The organism is Clostridium moutaii, from assembly GCF_041205085.1.
GTDB classification, from domain to species: Bacteria; Bacillota; Clostridia; order Clostridiales; family Clostridiaceae; genus Clostridium_B; species Clostridium_B moutaii.
This window is the reverse complement of sequence record NZ_JBGEWD010000007.1, coordinates 146,437-170,488: the sequence shown is the minus strand read 5'-3', so window position 1 is coordinate 170,488 and position 24,052 is coordinate 146,437. Positions and strand designations below refer to the sequence as shown.

At 32.4% G+C, this 24,052-nt stretch carries 18 protein-coding genes; 17 read left to right on the top strand and 1 reads right to left on the bottom strand.

Going from position 1 to position 24,052, the window contains the following annotated elements; all coding sequences use genetic code 11:
* Positions 1-14 precede the first annotated feature (14 nt).
* The 3 genes from AB8U03_RS09305 (at position 15) to AB8U03_RS09295 (ending at position 4,539) form a co-directional block, all read left to right on the top strand.
* Positions 15-2,375, top strand: coding sequence for an endonuclease MutS2 (locus AB8U03_RS09305; RefSeq protein ID WP_369704273.1), 2,361 nt, complete (start codon positions 15-17; stop codon positions 2,373-2,375).
* A 129-nt stretch (positions 2,376-2,504) separates the two neighbouring features.
* Positions 2,505-3,524 (top strand): alpha-hydroxy-acid oxidizing protein, encoded by a 1,020-nt coding sequence (locus AB8U03_RS09300; protein WP_369704272.1) that lies wholly within the window; start codon positions 2,505-2,507, stop codon positions 3,522-3,524.
* Between the two features lie 118 nt (positions 3,525-3,642).
* Positions 3,643-4,539 carry a bifunctional enoyl-CoA hydratase/phosphate acetyltransferase gene (locus AB8U03_RS09295; RefSeq protein ID WP_369704271.1) on the top strand — a complete coding sequence of 299 codons (897 nt, stop codon included), beginning with the start codon at positions 3,643-3,645 and terminating at the stop codon, positions 4,537-4,539.
* An 87-nt stretch (positions 4,540-4,626) separates the two neighbouring features.
* Here AB8U03_RS09295 and AB8U03_RS09290 read toward each other — a convergent pair whose 3' ends face one another.
* The gene (locus AB8U03_RS09290) at positions 4,627-6,087 is read right to left on the bottom strand and encodes an aminotransferase class I/II-fold pyridoxal phosphate-dependent enzyme (RefSeq protein WP_369704270.1); all 1,461 of its coding nucleotides are present in this window, start codon (positions 6,085-6,087) and stop codon (positions 4,627-4,629) included.
* A 283-nt stretch (positions 6,088-6,370) separates the two neighbouring features.
* Between AB8U03_RS09290 and AB8U03_RS09285 the strand changes: the two genes are divergently transcribed.
* The 14 genes from AB8U03_RS09285 (at position 6,371) to AB8U03_RS09220 (ending at position 24,040) form a co-directional block, all read left to right on the top strand.
* Positions 6,371-8,098: a phospho-sugar mutase gene (locus AB8U03_RS09285; protein ID WP_369704269.1), complete on the top strand. Its 1,728-nt coding sequence runs from the start codon at positions 6,371-6,373 to the stop codon at positions 8,096-8,098.
* A gap of 24 nt (positions 8,099-8,122) precedes the next feature.
* Positions 8,123-9,214: a tetratricopeptide repeat protein gene (locus AB8U03_RS09280; RefSeq protein WP_369704268.1), complete on the top strand. Its 1,092-nt coding sequence runs from the start codon at positions 8,123-8,125 to the stop codon at positions 9,212-9,214.
* Positions 9,215-9,246: 32 nt separating this feature from the next.
* A complete protein-coding gene (gene galU / locus AB8U03_RS09275; RefSeq protein WP_369704267.1) occupies positions 9,247-10,152 on the top strand; it encodes a UTP--glucose-1-phosphate uridylyltransferase GalU in 906 nt (301 codons plus the stop codon).
* Between the two features lie 134 nt (positions 10,153-10,286).
* Complete coding sequence (locus AB8U03_RS09270) at positions 10,287-12,140, top strand: polysaccharide biosynthesis protein (RefSeq protein WP_369704266.1); 1,854 nt, start codon at positions 10,287-10,289, stop codon at positions 12,138-12,140.
* A gap of 4 nt (positions 12,141-12,144) precedes the next feature.
* A complete protein-coding gene (locus AB8U03_RS09265) occupies positions 12,145-13,326 on the top strand; it encodes a glycosyltransferase (RefSeq protein ID WP_369704265.1) in 1,182 nt (393 codons plus the stop codon).
* A gap of 6 nt (positions 13,327-13,332) precedes the next feature.
* Positions 13,333-14,445 carry a glycosyltransferase gene (locus tag AB8U03_RS09260; protein WP_369704264.1) on the top strand — a complete coding sequence of 371 codons (1,113 nt, stop codon included), beginning with the start codon at positions 13,333-13,335 and terminating at the stop codon, positions 14,443-14,445.
* Between the two features lie 26 nt (positions 14,446-14,471).
* Positions 14,472-15,473: a glycosyltransferase family 2 protein gene (locus AB8U03_RS09255; RefSeq protein WP_369704263.1), complete on the top strand. Its 1,002-nt coding sequence runs from the start codon at positions 14,472-14,474 to the stop codon at positions 15,471-15,473.
* 34 nt (positions 15,474-15,507) lie between these two features.
* Positions 15,508-16,797, top strand: a complete 1,290-nt coding sequence (locus AB8U03_RS09250; protein ID WP_369704262.1) for an O-antigen polymerase — start codon at positions 15,508-15,510, stop codon at positions 16,795-16,797.
* Positions 16,798-16,822: 25 nt separating this feature from the next.
* Entirely contained in the window at positions 16,823-17,806 is a 984-nt protein-coding gene (locus AB8U03_RS09245; protein WP_369704261.1) for an acyltransferase family protein, read from the top strand.
* Between the two features lie 106 nt (positions 17,807-17,912).
* The gene (gene murJ / locus AB8U03_RS09240; protein ID WP_369704260.1) at positions 17,913-19,451 is read left to right on the top strand and encodes a murein biosynthesis integral membrane protein MurJ; all 1,539 of its coding nucleotides are present in this window, start codon (positions 17,913-17,915) and stop codon (positions 19,449-19,451) included.
* Positions 19,452-19,495: 44 nt separating this feature from the next.
* On the top strand, positions 19,496-20,689 hold the full coding sequence (locus AB8U03_RS09235; protein WP_369704259.1) for a sugar ABC transporter substrate-binding protein: 1,194 nt from the start codon (positions 19,496-19,498) through the stop codon (positions 20,687-20,689).
* A gap of 77 nt (positions 20,690-20,766) precedes the next feature.
* Positions 20,767-22,083, top strand: a complete 1,317-nt coding sequence (locus AB8U03_RS09230; RefSeq protein WP_369704258.1) for a nucleotide sugar dehydrogenase — start codon at positions 20,767-20,769, stop codon at positions 22,081-22,083.
* Between the two features lie 31 nt (positions 22,084-22,114).
* On the top strand, positions 22,115-23,221 hold the full coding sequence (locus tag AB8U03_RS09225) for a Gfo/Idh/MocA family protein (RefSeq protein ID WP_369704257.1): 1,107 nt from the start codon (positions 22,115-22,117) through the stop codon (positions 23,219-23,221).
* A 72-nt stretch (positions 23,222-23,293) separates the two neighbouring features.
* Complete coding sequence (locus tag AB8U03_RS09220) at positions 23,294-24,040, top strand: N-acetyltransferase (protein WP_369704256.1); 747 nt, start codon at positions 23,294-23,296, stop codon at positions 24,038-24,040.
* The last annotated feature ends 12 nt before the right edge of the window (positions 24,041-24,052 follow it).

The window sequence follows — 24,052 nt, the reverse complement described above, 5'->3', positions numbered from 1 at the left end:
ATAGATAAATTTAAATGAATGAAAAATCATTAAAAATACTAGAATTTAATAAAATAAAAGAAAAATTAAAAAAATATGCAAATACCAGTGCGGGTAAAGATTTAATAGAAGCTTTAACTCCGTACAATAACATATATGAAGTAAAGAAACATCTACAGGAAACCAGTGAAGCGCTAAAGCTTCTTATATTTAGAGGGAATCCCCCCTTTGAAGGGGTATATGATGTAAGACAGGGTATAGAAATGGCTGAAAAAGGTTTTGTCCTAATGCCTGGACAAATTTTGAAAATAGGCGCTGTTTTGAGAGCTGCTAGAAGATTCCAAAAATATATAAGTACCAAAGAAGATGAAGAGCATTTTAAAATTATAGAAGATATATGTGCAGGCATTATAGTTTTAAAAGATTTGGAAAACAGAGTTTTTATGTCGATAGAAAGTGAAGAAAAAATATCTGATAAAGCAAGCTCCGTATTATATAATATTAGAAAAAGCTTACAAGATAAAAATGCCTCTGTGAGGGATAAGGTAAATTCATTTATAAGGGCCTATTCTCCATATTTACAGGATAATTTATATACCATGAGAGGAGATAGATATGTACTGCCCGTAAAAGCAGAAAATAAATCCTCGGTGCCTGGACTTGTGCACGATCAAAGTTCCAGTGGCGCTACACTTTATATAGAACCTATGGGACTTGTAAATTTAAATAATGAAATAAAAGAACTAAGATTAAAGGAAAAAGCAGAAATAGATAGGATATTAGCTGAATTATCCGGTGAAATATATGAAAATATAAATGCAGTTAAAATCAATGCAGATATAATATGGGAATTGGATTTTATATTTGCAAAAGCCAAATTCGGCAGTGAATTAAATGCAACTATTCCAAAGGTAAATGAGGAGGGATTAGTTGATATAATAGAGGGGAGACACCCTCTTATAAATAAAAAGGCGGTAGTACCTATGGATGTACACATAGGCAGGGATTTTACTTGCCTGGTTATAACCGGTCCAAATACAGGAGGAAAAACAGTAGCACTTAAAACTATAGGAATTTTGCATATTATGGCATTGTGTGGTCTTATGATACCTGCCAGGGAAAATTCAATGGTGGGTTTCTTTACTGAAATATTTGCTGATATTGGGGATGAACAGAGTATTGAGCAGAATTTATCTACCTTTTCTTCACACATGTCAAATATAGTAAATATTATTAAAGAATCGGATAAAAAATCTCTGGTGTTATTTGATGAATTAGGAGCGGGTACGGATCCCACAGAGGGTGCAGCATTGGCAGTGTCCATACTTGAAAATTTGAAAAGCAGGGGATGTACTATAGTTGCTACAACTCATTATAGTGAATTAAAAGTATATGCACTGAAAAGTCAGGGTGTAGAAAATGCTTCAGTGGAATTTGATGTAGAAACATTAAAGCCGACTTATAGACTTATGATAGGAGTACCAGGAAAATCAAATGCTTTTGAAATATCGAAAAGGCTTGGATTGCCTGAATTTATAATAGAAGATGCAAGAAAAAATATAGCTAGTGAAGCTTTAAGGTTTGAAGATTTAATTCAAAGTCTTCAGGAAAAAAGATCAAAAGCTGAAAATTATGCCAGAGAAGCAGAGGTTTTGAAAAATGAGGCAGCTAAAATCAAATATAAATATGAGGAAAAGGCAAACAAGCTGCAGAATATAAAGGATAAATCCATTATTGAAGCCAGGAGAGAAGCAAAGGAAATATTAAGGCAGTCTAAAGAAGAAGCAGATAAAATTTTAAAGGATATGAGGGAATTAGAGAAAATGGGATATACTTCTTCGGCAAGACACAGGTTAGAAGAAAACAGGAAGAAACTTAAAGATAAATTGGAAAAAACCGAGGAAGAATTATACAGCACAAAAACTGAAGATGGTGAAAAAATTGAATCTGTAAAAGAAGGTCAGGAAGTGTTTATTCCCTCTCTAAATCAAAAGGTATTGGTTTTATCCAAGCCAGATAATAAGGGAGAATTACAGGTTCAAGCCGGGATTATGAAAATAAGCGTGAATTTAAAAGATTTAAGAGCTTGTAAAGGTGGTTTAAAAGATAAAAAAAAGAAAGTAAAAAGAGAAGCTAAATTAAATTTGAGGGATGTTTCCACTTCTGTGGATTTAAGGGGAATGGACTCCTTAGAAGCAATTTATACTACAGATAAATATTTAGATGATGCTTATCTGGGTGGACTCAAGGAAGTAACCATAATACATGGCAAGGGGACTGGTGTACTTAGAAATTCTATAACAGATATGCTGAAACATCATTCCCATGTGAAAAATTATAGATTGGGAGAGTATGGCGAAGGAGGTACCGGGGTTACATTAGTGGAGTTAAAATAATATAAATCGAAGTAATTAGATTTTATTTTATATGATATAATTATTATATTTAGAGGAGAGGGGTGAAAAGTCCGCTAAATAATGAAGATCCTACATAGATATAGGTTATTATTTAACGGTGTTATTATTATGAATTATAAGGATGTATTAAAAAATGCACGTGAAAATCTAAATGGAAGCTGCAGGGTATGTCCTGCTTGCAATGGAAATGCCTGTGCAGGTGAAGTTCCAGGTATGGGAGGCAAGGGAACAGGAGATTCTTTTAAAGAAAATTTCAATGCACTTAATAAATATAAATTAAACATGAGGGTTATACATGATGCTAAGGATCCGGACACTTCCATAGAACTATTTGGAAGGAAGATGGATATACCTGTTTTTGCAGCTCCAGTATCTGGAACTACCCTTAATATGGGTGGAAAATTTACTGAAGAGGAATATATATCCTGGGTTATAGGTGGATGTTTAGATGGAGGAATATACCCTATAGTGGGAGATACTGCAGTAGATTCTTTTTTAATTACTAATCTGGAAAAGTTGAAACAATATAAAGGTAATGGCATAGCTGTGATAAAGCCTTGGGAGAATAAAAATGTTATAAATAAAATAAAACTTGCAGAAGAGGCAGGAGTTTTTGCCGTAGGTATGGACATAGATGCAGCAGGGCTGATAACCCTGTCACTTCATGGAAAACCTGTGGGACCTAAGACTATAAAAGAAATAAAGGAAATTGTAGAAAGCACTGAACTTCCATTTATATTAAAAGGTATAATGACACCGGATGAAGCAGAGCTTGCTGCTGAGGCAGGGGTAAATGCCATAGTGGTTTCAAACCATGGGGGTAGAGTACTGGATCATACCCCCGGGGTAGCAGAGGTTCTTCCTGGTATAGCTAAAGCAGTCAAGGGTAAAGTTACAATATTAGCAGATGGTGGAATCAGAAGTGGAGTAGATATACTTAAAATGTTGGCTCTTGGTGCAGATGCTGTACTTATAGGGAGGCCTTTTGTAACTGCATCCTTTGGAGGACAGCAAGAAGGCGTAAAATTATATGTGGAAAATTTAAAAAACGATTTGAAATCAGCTATGGTTTTAACGGGATGTAAATCTGTTAAACATATAGATGATAGAATATTATATAATAGGTAATAAAAAATTATACATTAATTATATATAATATATGATAAAGATGGCAATAAGTAAATTTTATTATGGTAAAAGGAACTTACTTTTTGCCATCTTTTAAAGTATAGAGGGGAGTATATAAATGGTAAAAAGATTAGTGGAACTTATGGATGTAGCTAAGAAAAAGGGTAAAAAAGTACTATCTGTAGCTGTGGCTCAGGATGTTGAAGTATTAAAAGCTGTTACAGAAGCTGTGAAACTTGGAATTGTAGATGCAATTCTAGTAGGGGATAAAGAAAGTATAGTTGATATATTGAAAAAGGAAAGATTGTATAAAGATAATATAAAAATAGTAGATGAAAAGGATCCATCTAAGGCGGCAGCGGCAGCTGTAAAACTTGTGTCTGAAGGGAAAGCTCAATTTATAATGAAGGGCATGATAAAAACAGCAGATCTTCTCAGGGCTGTTTTAAATAAGGAAGCAGGGCTTAGAGGAAAGGAACTTTTATCCCATGTGATGATTTATGATGTCCCATCATACCATAAATTATTGTTTTTGACAGATGGAGGAATGCTGCCATATCCTAATTTAGAGGAAAAAGCAGGTATAATAAAAAATGCAGTTTTTGTAACGCATAAAATGGGGATAAATCTGCCTAAAATAGCATCTCTATGTGCAGTGGAAGTTGTAAACCCAACCATGCAGGCAACTTTAGATGCAGCGGTGCTGACACAAATGAATAGAAGAGGTCAGATAAATGGGTGTATAGTTGACGGCCCCCTATCACTTGATATTGCTGTATCTAAGATTTCTGCAGAACATAAACAAATAACAAGTGAAGTAGCAGGTGATACGGACATACTACTGGTTCCCAATATAGAATCAGGTAATTTACTTGGAAAATCCATGACATATTTTGCTGGTGCAGAGAGTGCAGGAATTATAGTTGGTGCTAAATGCCCAGTAGTATTGGTATCCAGATCAGACAGTGCCAAATCAAAACTTTATTCTATAGCCCTTGGTTCCATTGTCTCATAATTATATAAAAAATATTGAATAAAAACTGATAATATAATAGATAGGTATATAATGGACTGATTAAAGTACTTTATATACCTAAATCGTTCATTTTACAACTTTAATGTATTCAACTTCAGGATCTTCTGTACCTTGAACGTATAGACCGGTATCTTTTAATTCCTGTACGTAGTTTACAATTTCTCTTGTTATTTCTTCCCCTGGACAAAGTATAGGTATTCCTGGAGGATATGCCATTAAAAATTCACCGCTTATCATGCCCACACTGTTTTTTAAAGCTATTGGAATTTTGGGAGAATTAAAAGCTATTCGAGGGATTTTTAACTGTCTTGGTATATCAGGTATATCGAGAAAATCTGATTTTTTGTTTCCCATGCCGTAATATTCACTGCTTATTTCCTTTAAAGCGTTTATTAAAGAATTCATATTTTTCTTGGTATCACCAAAAGAACCTACAGCTAGAACATTATATATATCTGACAGCTCCATCTGAATGTGGTATTTGTTTGATAAAATCATATCCAAATCATAGCCGGTGATTCCCAAATCCCTGCAGGTTATAGTTATTTTAGTTGGATCCAGTGAAACAACACCTTCATTTCCCACTATTTCTTCACCGAAGCAATAGAAACCTGGAATATTATTTATCTCATATCGGGCATAATTTGCAAGTTCAATGGCTTTGTCCAAAAGTTCTTTTCCATGAAGAGCTATTTGTCTTCTGGCACAATCCAGCGAAGCCATTAAAATATATGAAGGTGAGGTTGTTTGAAGTAGCGACAGCACTTGCTGCACTCTATTTACATCAATGTATTTTGAGTTAACGTGAAGTAAGGAACATTGAGTTAAAGCGCCGATTATTTTATGTGTGCTCTGGGCACATATATCTGCACCAGCTTGTATAGATGACATTGGCAGGTTGTCATTAAAACCAAGATGTGGTCCATGAGCCTCGTCTACAATTAATGGAATATCATAACTATGTACAATATCTGCTATTTTCTTTATATCTGTAGCCACTCCGTAATAAGTGGGGTTTATAATTAAAACTGCTTTTGCATCAGGATTCTCCCGTAGAGTTTTTTCTACGGTTTCAGGAGTGACACCATGTGCAATTCCAACGGTTTTGTCTAAAGCAGGCTGCATATAAACAGGTATGGAGCCGCTTAATATAATTCCGGCAGTAACAGATTTGTGAACATTTCTGGGAATTATCAGTTTATCTCCAGAAGCTACTGCAGACATAATCATTGCTTGTATAGCCCCAGATGTGCCGTGAATTGAAAAAAAGGCAGAATCTGAACCATAGGCATCAGCAGCTAATTGCTGGGCTTTTTTTATAGGGCCGTTGGGATGATGAAGGCTATCCACCAGTTTAAATACGGTAACATCAATTTTAAAAGGGTTTTCGCCCATGAATTTTTTAAATTCATCATCTACTCCAACACCCTTTTTATGCCCAGGGACATGAAAAGGTATGGTTTCCCTATTCACATATTCCATTAATGCGTCAAATAATGGTGTTTCGTTTTGATCTAATCTATACAACTTGATAAAGCACCTTCCTTCATAAAAATATCCCTTTAATTCTTGAAATTAAAGGGCTGGGCTGCATTATTAATAAAAACTAATATAATTATATGTTAATTGGTTTATAAATTCAACATTATGGGTGTAAATTTTGTAGAATAAATTATGGACAAATTTAAAATAATATTTCATATAAATGTATAAAATGAAACTGTAGTAAAAATATGATGGCATAAGTGTTTTTAATTATGTTTTATAGTATAATAGTACTTGTTAAATATTGCATATAGGGGGAAATAGTATGTATAGAGAAAAATATGAATACTGGCTGAACTCACCTTATATAGATGAGAGCGAAAAATTAGAGTTAAAAGATATAACTGATGAAAAAGAAATAGAAGATAGATTTTATAAAGATCTGGAATTTGGTACAGGGGGCCTTAGAGGTGTAATAGGTTTAGGAACAAATAGAATGAACATACACACTGTTGGGAAGGCTACAGAGGGATTGTCTAAATATCTTGTAAAAAAGTATAAAAAAGGTATCTCTGTGGCAATAGCCTATGATTGCAGAATAATGTCTAAGGAATTTGCACAGACAGCTGCATGTAATCTATGCGCCAATGGAATTACAGTCAATCTTTTTAAAACACTTCATCCTACCCCAATGCTTTCATATGCAGTAAGAAAACTGGAGTGTAAGGCAGGAATTGTCATAACAGCATCACATAATCCCAAACAATATAATGGATATAAAGTATATGGGGAAGATGGCGGTCAGATAACAGATATTTCTGCAAATGAAATACTTTCCAATATAGAAAGCATTCAAGATTTTTCGGAGATAAAACATATGAGCGTGGAAGAAGCGGAGAATAAAAAACTTCTTCACATAATAGAAGAAAAAATAGATACATCTTATATAGAAAAGGTAAAAAACCTGGTGATAAGGAAAGAATTTGTGCATTACCATGCAAAGGAGCTAAAGGTAATATACACTCCTCTTCATGGAACTGGAAATATTCCAGTGAGAAGAACTTTAAAGGAGCTTGGATATGAGAATGTGTTTGTGGTTAAGGAACAGGAAAAACCAGATGGAAATTTTCCCACTGCAGCATATCCAAATCCAGAGGATCCAAAAGTGTTTCATCTTGCCTTAAACATGGCAAAAAATATAAAACCAGATATAATATTCGGAACGGATCCGGATTGCGATAGACTGGGTGTAGTGGTAAAGGATGTTCAGGGCGAATACAAAGTACTTACGGGAAATCAGGTTGGAGTGCTCTTGACGCATTATATTCTAATGTCTTTGAAAGAGTTTAATAGGTTGCCTGAAAATGGTGAAATAGTTAAGACAATAGTTACTACGGAAATGGCAGCTGAGGTAGCTGAGGATTATAAAATAGGTGTGACAGATGTACTTACCGGGTTTAAATATATAGGAGAAAAGATAAAGGAATTTGAAGAAAAAGGAGATAAAAAATTTATATTTGGCTTTGAAGAAAGCTATGGATATCTGTCTGGAGATTTTGTGAGAGATAAAGATGCAGTAATTGCTTCTACTTTAGTATGTGAAATGACTTTGTATTATAAGATGAAAGGCAAGAGCCTTTATGAAGCACTAATGGATCTTTATAAAAAATACGGTTTTTATAGAGAAAAATTAATTTCTATAGAACTTGAAGGGAAAAAGGGACATGAGGAAATTGAGACAATACTACATTGCTTGAGACATTCTATGAAAAGGACGCTGGGGAATGTGAAAATAATTAAAAAATTGGATTATAAATTAGGCGTTGAAAAAGATCTGGTGAACATAAGGGAGAAGATCATAAAATTGCCTAAATCAAATGTACTTAAATTTATTATGGAGGATAAGTCCGGGTTTGTAGTAAGACCGTCAGGAACAGAACCTAAAATAAAAATATATCTTTCTGTAATAGGCAGTAGTTTAAAAGACTCTCAGGATAAAATGGAATCTTTTAAAAAAAATGTTATGGATATAATTAGAAATGCAAATTGCTGATAAGTGATGTAGGTGATAAGGTTTATGGATATAAAATCGTATTTTGCAGAGAAGTTGTCTGAACTTCTATTTTTAGAAGTTGATAAAAAAAATGTTGAAAAAATATTTGGAGTCAAGATTTCAGAAAATATATATTTGCCAGTGAGCTCTAAATATATAGTAAATAATATTAAATCAAAAAGAAATATGGATGAAATACCGGTAGGTTATTTTATTGAAGGAATGTTCTATGTATTGGGAGCAGATGTAAAGTTTAAGTTTGGCAAATATTATAAGAATATATTGAAAAGTGATGAAAACAATAGTAAATTCATAAAAGGCATAATTGCAAAAAATATTAAAAATAAAAACTATGAGGATGCTTATGTAATTTTAAAGGGATTATCTATTTTAGAAGATACCAGGGAGATATATGACAAACTCATAATTATGGTAGATGAAATTAGAAAAAAAAATAATATGTATGAAGAAGAGGAATTAGAAATTTTGGAAAAAGCCGAGCTTAAAGAAAATTATGCACTTCCCTATTTTTATGAAGCCATTATAAAAAAGGAAAATGGAGATTATGAAGGAGCATTATTTTGTATAAACAACTATATAAAAAAAGGTGGAGAAGAGACTTTAGAAGTAACGGATCTGAAGCAGTGGTTAATATCCATTGTGAATTATGACAGGGGAAAAGAGCTTTTGGAGAATGAACCTGCAGATCCAACAAAAGCTTTAAAACTTTTAATACCACTTATGGATACATTAGGTGATAATGCTCTGCTATATTATTATATTGCCGTTGCCTATAGAATGCTGGAAAACTATGAAAAAGCGATTTATTATCTAAATGAAGCTCTGAATATAGATAGCAGTATAGTAGAAATTGTAAATGAAATGGGAATAAATTATGCTTCTATCGGAGAATATGAAACTTCTATAGCTTATCTGAGAAAAGCTTTTGAAGCTACTAAATCTGTAGAAATATGTACAAATCTCATAATGTGCTATTTAAATTCTGGAGATTTAAAGGATGCAAAAATCCATCTGGAAATTGCAAAAAAATTAAATCCCAAAGATGAAGTGGTAGTTCAATTGGACAATATAATTAAAGGTATATCTAAGAGCTAGAAAAATCACTTGATGGGAAAGGAGATTTTACAGTGAATGTAAAAAAAGCCATAATACCGGCAGCAGGACTGGGAACACGATTTTTACCTGCCACAAAGGCTCAGCCCAAGGAAATGCTCCCTATAGTGGATAAACCTACTATACAATACATTATAGAGGAAGCAGTAGCGTCGGGTATAGAAGAGATACTTATAATAACAGGAAGAAATAAAAGAGCAATAGAGGATCACTTTGATAAATCGGTAGAATTGGAAAAAGAACTGGAATGCAAGGGAAAAGATGAACTTTTGAAAATGGTAAGGGATATATCAAATATGGCAGATATCTACTATATAAGACAAAAAGAGCCTAAGGGGTTGGGGCATGCAATAAGCTGTGCCAGAACTTTTGTGGGGAATCAGCCTTTTGCGGTAATGCTGGGTGATGACGTGGTGGATAGCCAGGTTCCCTGCCTAAAACAACTTATAGATTGTTATAATGAGTATAAAACTTCAATTATAGGAGTTCAGGAAGTAGCTAAAAGTGAAGTTTATAAGTACGGTATAGTGAAAGGCATGTATATAGAAAACAGAGTATATAAAGTTAAGGATTTAATAGAAAAACCCAAGGTAGAAGAAGCTCCTTCTAATATAGGTATACTCGGCAGATATATAATAACTCCTTATATATTTGAAATATTGGATAATACTGTTCCAGGAAAAGGAGGGGAAATTCAACTTACAGATGCTTTAAGAACACTTGCTAAAAATGAAGCTATGTATGCGTACAATTTTGAAGGAAGAAGATATGATGTAGGTGACAAGCTTGGATTTCTTCAGGCTACAGTAGAATATGCACTAAAGAGAGAAGAACTAAAAATACCTTTTATGAAATATCTTTTAAATTTAAAAGAACAGGAACTGTTTAAAAATGTACATGATGAATTAACTAAAAAGTAGATGCTTACACCTATAACATAATTATACAAAAGCTGCGGAATTAAAAAATGTGTTGAATAATTTCGTTTATGATGTAAAATAGATAAAGAGAGTTTTTATAGGAAACTCTTACAATGATCTTAGGAAGTGTTGAAATGCAGAAAGATAAAAAACTTATAATATACGATATATTTTTCCTAATAATCTCACTTTATTTTGCTCTATTACTTAAGTTCGATTTTAACATACCATCGGAATATATGATATTTTTAAAACTTTCCGTTATTCCTGTGGTAGTTATAACTTTGTTATTAAATAAAATATTCAATTTATACAACAGTATATGGAAGTATGCGTCCGTGGAGGAACTTGTTTCCATTGTGTATTCTGTGTCACTGGCCAATCTTATATTTATAATTTACAGTTATCTTATAAATTATAAATTTCTTGAAAACAGGTATTATAGATTTCCATATACAGTGCATATAATCTTCTGGATATTATCAGTACTTGCATTGGGTGGAATAAGGTTTATATATAGAGTATCGGAAGACAGGAACACAGGAGAATATAAAAAAAGAAAAAGCAAAAGATTGCTTATAGTTGGAGCAGGAGATGCTTCAGCCATGCTTATAAAAGAAATAAAAAAACATAAAAATTTTAATTATAATATAATCGGGCTTATAGATGATGACAAATCAAAAAAGAGAAAAATGATAAATGGAATAAGGGTCTTAGGTGGAAGAGATCAGATTCAAAAGATATGCATGGAAGCAAATATAGAGGAAATAATAATAGCAATGCCTTCTGCAGATATTAAAACTAAAAGGAAAATTATAAATATATGTAAGAGTACAAAATGCAAACTTAAAACTTTACCGGGAATATATGAAATGATAGATGGAAATGTGAACATTTCAAAGATTAGAGATGTAAATATTGAAGATTTACTTGGTAGGGAAGAGGTAAAGTTAAATAATGAAAATATAAGCAAATACATAAAAGACAAGATTATACTTGTAACAGGCGGCGGAGGATCCATTGGTTCCGAACTCTGTAGGCAGATAGCTAGATTTGAACCAAAACAGCTTTTAATACTCGATATATATGAAAATAATGTTTACGATGTCCAAATGGAATTGAACTATAAATATCCTGAATTAAATAAAAAAATAATTATAGGTTCTATAAGGGATGTGGAGAGACTTTCAGATATATTTGATAGATATAAACCCCAGGTGGTTTTTCATGCGGCTGCCCATAAACATGTACCACTTATGGAAAGCAATCCTGCAGAGGCAGTTAAAAATAATATAATTGGAACTTATAATGTACTTAAATGCTGTGACAAATTTAAAGTAGAGAAATTTGTTCAGATAAGTACTGATAAGGCGGTTAATCCAACCAATGTCATGGGGGCTTCTAAAAGATTTTGTGAAATTATGGTTCAGGCTTTTGATGAAGCCAGTAAAACTGAATACGTAGCTGTAAGATTTGGAAATGTTTTGGGAAGCAATGGTTCCGTAATTCCACTATTTAAAAAGCAGATAGCTCATGGAGGACCTGTAACTGTAACCCATCCTGAAATAAATAGATTTTTTATGACAATACCTGAAGCTGCACAGCTTGTCATTCAGGCAGGTGCTATAGCTCATGGTGGAGAAATTTTTGTATTAGACATGGGTAAGCCTGTAAAAATAGTGGATTTAGCTAAAGATCTTATAACACTATCTGGATATGAACCAGATGTGGATATAAAAATAAAATATACGGGACTTAGACCGGGAGAAAAATTGTATGAAGAACTGCTTATGAACGAAGTAGCTTTAACTTCCACAGAACATGATAAGATATTTGTTGAAAAGCCAAATAAAATAGACATAAATTTTGTAGAAGAATCCATAGATGAGTTTAAAAAAGTAGTAAATAGTGATAAGGAACAGATAATTGGAGTTATAGAAAAAAAAGTACCAACTTATAAAAGAAAAAAATATCAAAAGGATGAATAAGACCATGAAGAATGTGCTAGTTATTTCCCATATGTATCCTTCACCTTTTAACAGTGTTTTAGGTATTTTCGTTCATAAACAGGTGCAGAAGCTTATAAGTGAAGGATGTAAGGTAAAGGTAGTATGCCCAGTGCCTTATGTCCCAGCTTTTTTAGGTATAATAAAAAAATATAAATCGTATATTGATATTCCATCCACAACGGTGCTTGATGGTGTAGAAGTTTTTTATCCCAGGTATATTGAATTTCCCAGGGGAATTTTTTTGCAGTATTCAGGATTTTTTATGTATCTTGGTATAAAAAAAACCGTAAGTAAACTGTATAAAAATTTTAAATTTAATGTCATACATGCGCATACGGCAATACCTGTTGGGTTTTCAAGTATGCTTCTTGACAAAAAATATAAGGTGCCTTTTGTGGTAACCATTCATGGTCAGGATTTTCAGTACACTATAAAAAAGAACAACAGGTGCAGAAAAAATGTGTTTAAGGTTTTAAAAGGTGCGAATAAAATAATAACTGTCAGCAATAAATTGAGAAATGTAATAACGCAAGGATATCTTTTAGATAAGACCGTAGTTATAAATAATGGAATTAATCCAGAGGAATATATAATAGATGAGCAGATTGAACTTCAGGGAGAATATGTAATGATCAGTGTTTCGGCTTTAATTAAGACAAAAGGTATAGATCTCAACATAAAAGCCCTATCCAAACTTGTAAAAAAATATCCTACTATTAAATATTACATAATTGGTGATGGAGAGGAAAGCAAAAATTTAAAAAAATTAGTAGAAACATTGAATTTAAATAAAAACGTAATTTTTTTAGGAAAATTGCCACATTCTGAAGTAATAAAATACATGTCTTCAAAATGTGATGTTTTTTCACTCCCAAGCTGGCAGGAGGGATTTGGCATAGTATATATAGAAGCAATGAACAGTGGCATACCTGTTATTGGAATTAAAGGACAGGGTATAGAAGATGTCATAAAGGACAGAAAAAATGGTTTTTTGGCTAAGCCACATGATGTAGATGATTTGGCAAATATTATTGATTATATATTAAGTCATAAAAGTGAGGCAAGAAAAGTCGGATTGAATGGGGAGAACACTGTACTCAGTGAATTTACATGGCTTAGAAATGCACAGAAAACTATTGATATATATGATGAAATTATGAGGTGAGAAATTTTGAACATTGCTATGTTGCTTACAAATGGATTTGATCCTGATCCCAGGGTTTATAAAGAGGCGAAGTCCCTTACAAAAATTGGACATAAAATTACTATTTTATGTTGGGATAGAGATGGAACATATATAGATAAGCCTGAAGAAAATTTAGATGGCATAAAAATAGTAAGATTTTTTGGAGAAGCACAGTATGGTTCTGGCTATAAACAGGTTTTTAAATTTTTAAAATTTAAAAGGGAAGTTTATGATTATTTAAAGAATAAGGATTTTCAGGCACTTCACTGTCATGATTTTGACGGACTTTTTATAGGAACAGGTATAAATAAAAAGCTTAAATTAAAACTCGTATATGATGAGCATGATCTTTTTTATATGTATTTTTATAATAGAACAGGTTTTGTAAATAGATTTATTTACAATGCAATTATTTTAATGGAAAAGCACATGTTAAAAAGAGTAGATGTTCATATAGTTGTTACTCCCAAGATGAAGCAAGTTTACAGTAAAATAAGTAAGAGTATCTATATAGTGAACAATGCACCATATAAAAATTTATTTGGCAGCATAGAAAAAACACCCAGTGATAAACTTAGAATTGGCTTTATAGGATCAGTAAGATATTATGAGGAAATGAAGGCACTTATAGATGCTTCACAAAAATATAGCAAATCAGTGCAAATTATAATCTGTGGTAGAGGAATATGCTCTGAAGAACTTGCTGAATATTCAAAAAAGTTTTCAAATGTACATATACAAGGGGTATACCATATAAATGAACTTGAAAAACTATACAGGAATATTGATATAACCTATGCTTTTTATCCTGGAAGTACGGCAGCTATATCCATGCCCAATAAGTTTTTTGAAAGCATAATAACTGAAACTCCAATTATTGCAAATGTGGCAACTGAATTTGGTTTTGAAGTGAATAAAAATGATTTTGGATATGGAATAGATGGGTATAATTTAGAAAAACAATTGGAGGATATTATAGGAAAACTTGTAAACAATCCGGAGGAAAAGAAAAGAATAATTGGCAATATGACAAAATTAAAAAGCAATTATTTTTGGGAGACCAATGAGCCTAAATTAAGTAAAATATATTCAAGTTAATTATATATGTCTAAAAGGAGATTTGTATGTGTAATAAGAATTCTGTTTCAATAATAATCCCTGTATACAATGAAGAAAAACATATTGAGAAATGTGTTGAGTCTATAATGTCTCAAACTTATGAAAATATTATTGAAATATTGATACTTGATGGTATGTCTACGGATTCTACTAGAAGTATAATAAAAAAATTTAAGAATAAGAAAATAAGAATTTTGGATAATGAAAAAAGAATTCAATCTGCAGCACTCAATAAGGGGATAAAAATGGCAAAGGGTGATATAGTTGTAAGAGTAGATGCCCATGCACTTTATGACAGAAATTATGTAAGCCAGTGTGTAAGTACCTTAAACAAACTCAAGCCACAAAAAGTTGTAAATGTGGGGGGACCTACATATCTATTGACTTCAGAGTCCTATATAGAAAATTGCATAGTGTTTTTGCATGAAAGCAAATTTGGCATAGGTGTTGCCAAGTTCAGACAAAAAGATTATGAAGGATTTGTGGACACTGTATGGAACGGAGCATTTTGGAGATGGATATTTGATAAAATTGGTTCATACAATGAAAGTTTATATAGAAGTGAAGATAATGATTTAAATAGTAGAATATTAAAAGCGGGTTATAAGATATACCAAAGCAAAAATATAATATCCTATTATAAACCCAGGAGCAGTATAAAGAAAGTAATTTCTCAAAATTTTGAAAATGGTAAGGCAATAGGGGGATCACTTGTTAACAACAGGGAAATAGTTAGAATCAGGCACCTTGTTCCTCTCATATTTTTTCTCACTATAGTTGTATTTGGAATAACTTATAGATTGTTTTTTGTGAGTAAAATTATAGAAATTTTAGCATTGGGAAGTTATTTTGCAGTGGATATAGCAGAATGTATGAAGATAGGAATAAAAAATGGGATAAAATATATGCCATGCATGTTTATACTTTTCTTTTTGCTCCATATAGTTTATGGAATAGGAACTATATGTGGATTTTTTGAATTGCTTTTTAACAGAAATTTGAAATAGAAATATAAATAAACAATGAATAGGAGGTCTCTGGATGATAGATGAAATTTACGACAGGCAAAGTAAAGGCGGAAAGATGTTGTCTGTTGCACTGTACTTATTTATAATAGCAGGGTTGACCATAGGCTACATATGCTCCATTAAGTATTATAAATCCTTTAATTTTATAATAAATTCGGGAATTTTAAAAAGAGGACTTATTATGCTTCCACTAGCTGTAGCTGTGGCTTATACAATTATATTTTTACTTCCCAATAGAATTAAGGGACTTACCAGTTTATATTGGCTTTTATTTTTAGTCTTAAGCATTACTCCACTTTTAGTGGTTTATACAATGAGTGGTCTTGGAGAAAGCAAGAATTCTGAAATACTTATATATACCATAACTGCAATTGCTATAATTGGAGTTATAATAGTAAATAAAATGGATTTTAAAATACCACAAATTACAATTAGCCCTAAGACTTTCTGGATATTTGTAATAGCATTTATGGTAATTGGTTATTCTTATTTAATATATAAATTGGGATTTCCCACTAATATATTTGAATCTTTTAAAGATGTATATGCAGTAAGACTTAATTACAGAAATGAAGCTGGGAGATTTGTAGATTATTTTGTTCAATGGCTTGGAAATATAATAAATCCTTTTATACTTGCATTTTTAATATATAAGAAAAAATATAAACTTGTATTTATACCATTTATATTACAGATTATTTTATATGGTTATGCTGCGTATAAAAGTCAATTTGCAGTATTGATTTTGGCACCGTTTTTTGGAATGATATTGAAATATGGTATAAAGAGAAGTTTTGTAGAAAAAATAATGGCACTTGCCGTAGTACTTGGACTTGTTGCTCTTTACTTAAAAAAATTGTCCATATATCTTCTTGTAATAATAAGGATATTCTTATGGCCTTCACTTATAGCACTGGAATACTATGACTTCTTTTGGATGTATCCTAAAATGCTTTTATCGCAAAGTGTACTGGGTCATTTTTTCAAAAATATATACAACATGGATCCGAATTTCTATATGGCAACGGTGTATTATGGAAGACCTGACATGAGACTAAATGTAACCTGGTATGGGGATGCCTATATGAACTTTGGTATTGCCGGGGTAATTTTATTTTCCATATTGCTCTATTTTATAATGATAGTTATTAAATCTGTAGAAAATAAAAATATATTTTTAGTGGGTACAATTCTATTTGGAGGAATAATGTCATTGTTTAATGGACCTATACTCACTACACTGCTTACAAATGGGCTTGGAATCGGACTTGTTTTAGCCTACTTGATGCCTAAAAAATTATAACATTTTTTATTTGCGGAGGTATAAGATGATAAAAAAATATTATAAGGATATGGATATAGCCAGGGGAATAGGTATATTTTTAGTAGTTCTTGGACACTCTTTTCCTGATTCACAGTTTAATAACAGTGCTTTTTATGCATACATATATAAACTTATATATTCATTTCACATGCCGTTTTTTTTCATTATATCGGGTTTCTTTGCCTACAAAATATATGAAATAAAAAGCTTAAAAAATTATAGGTATTATATATATAAAAAATTGAAGAGACTGATGGTTCCGTATTTGACAGTATCATTGGTAGCAGTTCCCATAAAATTGTATATGAACAATTTTGCTGCAAGACCTGTGAAATTAAATGGTCTCATAACAAATATATTATTGTACCCGCTTGATATTCCAATACAGTATTTTTGGTTTATCTATACACTGTTTTTTATATTTGCAGTGGCTCCTGTTTTTAATAAACTGCCGGTAACTTTTACATTGGCAATAGCCTTGGTTTTAAACTTACTATTTACAAAACAAATAGGATTATTTTATGTATATGGGATAATACATTATCTATTTTATTTTTTCGTTGGAATTTATTTAAAAATTACATATGACAGGTGGAAAAATATTAAGGGTAAATATGTTATAGTTTTATTGTTTTCGGTATTTCTTGTAGTTATCAATATATTTGTTGTAAAAAGAGAGGTATATCCTTATTATAATTTGCTTACAGCTCTTGTAGGCAGTAGCATATTTTTACTCGTATCACAGCTCATAGTCAATTCTTCAACTGGGGAGTTATTTAGAAAAATAGGAAAATACAGCTATGATATATATTTATTGTCCTGGTTTTTTCAAACAGGAGCCAGAGTTGTATTCTATCAGATTTTTAAACTGAACTACAATATGGTAATTGTAATAATGCTTTTTATAGGGTTTATGCCAATATTCATGTCCAAATGGATATTTAATAAAAGGCCCATGCTTGGAAAAATATTTTTAGGACATAAATGAATTGCTATTTTCAAGTAAAAGTTCATCGATTTTATTTCATTGTATATAAAATTAATTAGTGATAAAATACTTAAAGTAAGCGCAGTTAATTATTTTGGAGGAAAACATGAAAAGCAATAAACTTGTAAAAGCTGCTGGTGTAGTGATGGCTATTTCAATGATAAGTAGGGTTATGGGCTTCGTAAGAGATGCTCTTATTGTCAGCGTATTTGGGGCGTCTGTAAGTTCGGATTCATATACCATGTCCCTTACAATACCTAATTTGATGTTTAATTTGTTTGGTCTTGCCATTACTACGACTTTTATTCCAATACTCAGTGAGTGCTATAGTAAAAATGGAAAAGAAGAAATGTTTAAATTTGCCAACTATATAATGAATATTTTAATGATCATATCCTTATTTTTATGTGTACTGGGATGGATATTTACTAAAGATATAGTAAATGTTATTGCGAATTTTACAGGAGAACGATATAATTTAACTGTATTTTTGACAAAAATAAGCATGATAAATATACTTTTTTTGAGCTTAAATAGCGGATATACAGCAATTCTTCAAACTTTGGATGATTTTACAGCGCCAGCACTAGTTGGAATAATAATGAATGTACCTATAATATTGTACATATTGACAGGAACACATTATGGGATAATAGGGCTTGCAGCAGCTACTATGATTGGAAACGGACTGCAGATAATAATACAAATTCCTTGGCTTATAAAAAACAAATATAAATACAGCTTTAAAATAGACTTCAGAGACCCTAAAATAAAAAAGATGTTGTCTTTAATTGCGCCGGTTATCATTGGAACAGGTGTGAACCAAGTTAATGAGGTTGTTCAAAAAAGAATGGCGGGAAGTCTTGCAATTGGAAGCATAGTGGCACTTGATTATGCAAATAAGTTGAATATGCTTGTGTATTTTACCTTTGCCTCTGCCATAGTGACAGTTATTTTTCCGTCACTATCCAGGGATGGAAGCGTCAAAAATTTTGATAATTTTAAAGCTCATATAAGCTCAGCTGTAAACAATATAAATATTATAGTGATTCCAGCTGTTGTAGGCCTTTTGGTACTTAGGGTTCCTATAATAAGCGCACTTTTTATGCATGGCGCATTTAATAAGTCAGCAGTTGATATGACAGCAGAAGCTCTTTTTTTCCTAGTGTCTGGATTGGTGTTTTGGGGTATAAGAGATGTATTTAACAGATCCTTTTATGCGCTGCAGGATACAACCACACCTATGATAAATGGAGCTATAGGTGTAGGAGTAAATATAGTAATGAGCATTGTACTTGTAAAAAAAATGGGTATAGGCGGTTTGACACTTGCAACTACCATTTCTGCTTTTGTAAGCTGTGTTCTTTTGGTCAAAGACCTTAGAAAAAAGGTGGGCAGTGTAAATGGATTTAATATGTTCGTGGTAGGAAGCAAAATAATGGCTGCGGCGTCAACTATGGGATTTTTTATATTTTTAATAAATAGCTATCTGGGTAGGTTTCTCATAGGATTTAAAGGACAGTTAATAATAATATTGATTTCCATAATTGTCGGTATAGGAGTTTATATTGTAATGCTGTTATTGTTAAAAGTAAGTGAAATTACAAATATAATAAACTTAATTAAAAGCAAATTTAAGAGATAGATGGTTTTATAGATTAATGTGGTGAAAAGGAGAATAAAGTTCTAATGAAGAAATTTTGTAAACTCATAACTGCACTTTTAGTATTTATGATTTTTTCAACAGGATGTACAGATATTGCAGGAAGACACAATAAGGAAATAATAATCTGGTCCCATTTTACAGATCCTGAAATAACTCAACTGAGAGTTCTTGCAGATAAGTGGTCAAAAACTTCAGGGTATAAGGTGATAATTCATTCAGATAAAGGCGACAATAGGGCATACATCGAGGCATCTTATAGAAACATGGAACCGGATATAGAATTTGGAGTATCCCATGATAGAATGGAAAAACTACATAGTGAAAATCTTTTGGCTAAAGTGCCGGATAATTTAATAGATAAAAATAAATATATACCTTCAGCTCTGGAAACTGTTTCTTTTGGAAATAAAATGTACGGCATACCATTATCTATAGAAACCTATGGATTGTATTATAATAAAAATAAAGTGAAAAATTTGCCTAAAACCTGGCAGGAATTGATTTCTATGGGACAAAAACAGGGATTTCAATATGATATAAACAATTTTTATTTGAGTTTTCCCATATTAGATGCCAATGGAGCCTATATTTTCAAAAAGGAAGATGGTAAATACAATGTAAAGGACATAGGGCTTAATAATGAATCTGCAATTAAAGGATATTCCATGATTCAAGATATGGTTCAGAAATATAAGTTGATGCCGGAAAACATAGACAGCATAACGGCAAGAAATAATTTTAAAAATGGAAAGACAAGTTTTTATATAAGTGGTTCCTGGGATTTACAGGAACTTGATGAATCAGGGCTTAATTATTCCGTAGTCCCTTTTCCAAAATATAATGGAAAGCAGATGATGTCTTTTGTAACAGCTCAGGTAGCTTATGTAAGTCCTAAATCCGAGTATCAAAGTGAAGATTGGAGTTTGATAAAATATCTTACAGATAATTCCAGTGAGCCTCTTTTTAAGATAACAGGAAGAATTCCTCCTTTTAAGGTGGATTATAATATAAAAGAAGTTAAAAATGATGAAAAAGCAAAAACTTTCGTCAGGCAATCGGAGTATGGAGAGATATTGCCTAATGTGACTGAAATACAGGCTCTCCAAAATACAAACAAAATAATGATGGATTTAACTTCAGGTAAAATAACTCCAAAGGAATGCGGACAAAAAATAGAAAAGGATATACTGGATTTTATTGCAAAAGAAAAACAGTAAAAAACATCGGGGTGACAAAGGAAAAATGATGTATTATAATGAAAAACGTTGAGTAAGTTAATCTAGGAGGTAAAAATATGTCGCAGTTGAAAGACGAATTAATAGAAAAACTTGAAAATAGAAAAGCTAGGCTGGGAGTAGTAGGATTAGGTTATGTGGGACTTCCGCTTGCTGTAGAAAAGGCTAAAGCAGGATATAAGGTTATAGGATTTGATGTTCAAGATAAAAAAGTTGAATCAGTAAATAAAGGAATCAATTATATAGGAGATATAGTGGATTCAGATTTAGAAAAGTTGGTAAAAGAAGGCAAACTGAAAGCTACTATGGACTTTAGCTTTGTTAAAGATGTAGATGCTGTTTCCATATGCGTTCCAACTCCTCTGGATTTATATAAGCAACCTGATATATCCTATGTGGTGGATTCCACTAAAAGTGTTGCAAAATATCTTCATAGGGGAATGCTTGTAGTGCTTGAAAGTACAACTTACCCGGGTACTACGGAGGAAGTGCTAAAGCCAATACTTGAAAAAAGCGGATTGAAATGCGGGGAGGATTTTTTTCTTGCATTTTCACCGGAAAGAGTAGATCCCGGCAATAAGTATTATAAGACAAAAAATACTCCAAAGGTAGTAGGAGGGTGCACTCCTGAATGTACGGATGTTGCAGCGACTCTTTACAGAAATATACTTGAAAGCGAAATATACACGGTATCTTGTCCTGCAGCGGCAGAAATGGAGAAGATACTTGAAAATACATTTAGAAACATAAATATAGGTCTTGCCAATGAAATGGCCGTACTTTGCAAAAGGATGGGCATAGATATATGGGAAGTAATAGACGCGGCAAAAACCAAGCCTTATGGTTTTATGGCATTTTATCCTGGACCAGGACTGGGAGGGCATTGTATACCCCTTGATCCATTTTATCTTTCATGGAAGGCAAAAGAATATGATTATCATACAAAATTAATAGAGACCTCTGGAGAAATAAATGATTTCATGCCTGAATTTGTAGTTGATAATGCCATGAAGCTTTTAAATGGGCATAAGAAGGCAATGAACGGAGCAAAGGTACTTCTTCTTGGAGTAGCTTATAAGAAGGATATAGATGATTTAAGGGAGTCACCAGCTCTCAAGGTTATAGAACATCTGGAGAAAAATGGAGCAAAAGTGGTTGTGGATGATCCTTTTATTCCTGAATTTAAGCATGGTGGAAAAGTGTACCATACGGTGAATTGGAAAAATGAAATTGATGATTCTGATATAGTAATTATAACTACGGATCATAGCTGTTATGATTATGAAACCATAGTTGACAGAGCTAAGATAGTTTATGATACAAGAAATGCCACTAAAGGAGTAAAAAACAATAGAGATAAAATTCATAAATTGTAATTCAGATTAATTATTTATAAGAGGTGTTTTTATGAAAAAATTAAAGTTTGCCATTATAGGATGCGGCAGAATTTCCTATAAGCATATTGAAGCTCTGGCAGCCAATAAAGAGGAAGCAATTTTAACAGCAGTATGTGATGTGATTAGTGAGAAAGCCGAAAAAAGAAAAAGCGAGTATATAGATAAAGCAGGGAAAACTGGTGAGATAGCAGTTTACACTGATTATAAAAAAATGCTCAAGGAACAGGATATAGATATAGTCACTATAGCTACTGAAAGTGGATATCATCCTGAAATAGCCATTTACTGCATGAATAATAAAAAGCATGTCGTATGCGAAAAACCTATGGCACTTTCAATAAAAGATGCTGATGCCATGATAGAGTCTTCCGAAAAAAACAACGTAAAATTATGCATATGTCATCAAAATAGATTTAACAAACCAGTGAGACAGCTTAGATCTGCCATTGAAGAAAACAGGTTTGGAAAACTGATAAATGGTACAGCCAGAATTCTATGGAGCAGAAATATGGGATACTATGAGCAGGCTCCTTGGCGTGGAACCTGGAAGCTTGATGGTGGTACCCTGATGAATCAATGTATACATGATATAGATTTGCTTCAGTGGATGATGGGTGGAGAAATTGACAGTGTTTATGCACAGTGCGATACTTTTATAAGAGATATAGAGGCTGAGGATTTTGGAGCAGTTATAATAAGGTTCAAAAATGGTTCCATAGGTATAGTTGAGGGAAGTGCCTGTGTTTATCCTAAAAATCTAGAAGAAACTTTAAATATATTTGGAGAGAAGGGTACTGTCTGCATAGGAGGACTTGCGGTAAATAAAATAGAAACCTGGAAGTTCGAGGATCACAGAGATATAGATGATGAAATATTAAAATCCCAGGAAGGTGATCCTGACACTGTATATGGTTTTGGACATATACCTCTTTTTAAGAATATGATAGATGCCGTAAATAGCAATACAAAACCTCTCATAGATGGAAGAGAAGGTAAAAAAGGAATGTCTATAATATTGGCGGCATATAAATCAAGACTTACAGGCATGCCTGTTAAATTTCCTATGGGGGATTTTTCCACCATGGATATGACTGGGATCAAGAAAATAAATAATTAGCAGTACGAATTGAGAATGGAAAAGTTTCATTCTCAATTCTTAAATATGTGTGAGTAGACGAGGAGAGTTGATATGTGTAACAAGTATATATCTGATACTGCAAAGGTTGGCAATAACGTAGCTATTGGAAAATTTGTAGTTATAGAAGATGATGTTGTATTAGGTGACAATTGTATGATAGGCCATAATGTAGTCATCCATAGTGGTTGTAAAATAGAGGATAATGTTAGAATAGATGACAATACCGTAATAGGCAAAGAGCCTATGAGATCAGTAAACAGTATATTTAAAGATGATAAAAAGTTTGAACCTACTTTAATAAAAAATGGATGCTTGATAGGTGCAGGAGTTATAATTTATTGTGGGTGCACTGTAGGAGAAAATGTACTTGTTGCTGATTTGGCAACGGTGAGGGAAAATGTGGCTATAGGAAGTAAAACCATAATAGGGAGGGGAGCTGCAATAGAAAACTTCTCCAAGGTTGGTTCAAATTGCAAAATTGAAACAAATGTATATATTACAGCTTACTCAGAAATCGAGGACAATGTATTTATTGCACCTGGAGTTGTAACTTCAAATGATAATTTTGCAGCTAGATCTAAAGAAAGATATAATCATTTTAAAGGTGTTACTGTTAAAAAAGGCGGCAGGATAGGTGCCCAGGCAACTATTCTACCGGGAAAGATTATAAATGAAGATGGTTTTGCAGCAGCAGGAAGTGTAGTTACAAAAGATGTGGAAAAAGAGACCATAGTTGCAGGAAATCCAGCTAAAAAATTTAGAAAAGTCCCAGAAGATCAGCTTCTTAAGAATCAATAGTAAATTTTATAG